Here is a 232-nt window from a genome sequence, read left to right as displayed (position 1 = left end):
TGCGGCCCCGAAGGCGAGCGCCTGCCGACGGCGGGAGACCCCGTCAACGCCGCCACGGGTGAGAGCATCCTCGTGGAGACCGACGTGCAGCTGGGCAGCGCCACCGGCGCCCTGACGCTGCGCCGCTTCTACACGTCCGACCCCGCCGCCTGGTCCTACACCGGCAACGTCGTCGGCAACATCACCAAGCCCTTCGGTGGCAGCCTCGCCAGCCAGCCCTCTCTCAACTGGT

The 232-nt window shown here is 71.1% G+C and carries 1 protein-coding gene; it reads left to right on the top strand.

Going from position 1 to position 232, the window contains the following annotated elements; all coding sequences use genetic code 11:
- The coding region (locus tag AABA78_RS39175) for a DUF6531 domain-containing protein (protein ID WP_338270644.1) at positions 1-232 on the top strand (232 nt) is incomplete at both ends.

The sequence above is a fragment of the Corallococcus caeni genome (assembly GCF_036245865.1).
In the GTDB taxonomy this organism is placed as follows: Bacteria; Myxococcota; Myxococcia; order Myxococcales; family Myxococcaceae; genus Corallococcus; species Corallococcus caeni.
This window is presented reverse-complemented; position numbering and strand designations above follow the sequence as displayed.